General features: G+C 29.6%; 1 protein-coding gene. It reads left to right on the top strand.

The window, feature by feature from the left end; translation table 11 throughout:
* The coding region (locus V7183_RS25340; protein ID WP_335361258.1) for a helix-turn-helix transcriptional regulator at positions 1-581 on the top strand (581 nt) is incomplete at its 5' end.
* Between the last annotated feature and the right edge of the window lie 60 nt (positions 582-641).

The following is a 641-nucleotide window of genomic DNA, read 5'->3' as shown; positions in this document are numbered from 1 at the left end:
AGGAGTATCATTCCAATATCACAATATCATCATCTACATTACATCGAGAAACGATAGAAGAAGAAACAAAACGAAAGATCAAAAAAATACTTTCTATAATTGATGAAGGAAATAAAATCCGTATTTCTTATGTGTCACAAACAGCGAATATATCTAATCGAATGATTCAACCTTTAAAATTAAATTTTATGAATGGTAGTTGGTATTTAGAAGCCTTTTGCGAATCTAGAAAAGCTTTGAGATTATTTAAGTTGACTAGGATTAGAGATATGGAAGTAATACATGACAATACTAGAACAGCCTATACGGGGAAAAGCGAACGCGTAATGAATAAGGCAGTTAAAGTAGAGAAGATTATATTGTTGTTTTCAAAAAGCGAACTTGGGAAATTATACGATTTTTTTATTGAGGATGAAATAATGGTACTTGAAGACGGGAGTTTAAAAGTAACCTTTCATTATGATACCGATAAAAACTTATTGCCATTTTTATTGATGTTTGGTAGGCATGTAAAAATATTAGCGCCACTATGGCTTGAAAATGCATATAGGAATGAAATTGAATTTATTTATAAAAGCTGACAGACTGTTGTCATACTATGAATGCTATACTTTCCATATTAATTATATACATCAATTAAA

Source organism: Bacillus sp. JJ1127 (assembly GCF_036965845.1).
Lineage (GTDB): Bacteria > Bacillota > Bacilli > Bacillales > Bacillaceae_G > Bacillus_A.
The sequence above is the reverse complement of the archived record's forward strand: the minus strand, read 5'-3'. Positions and strand labels throughout refer to the sequence as shown.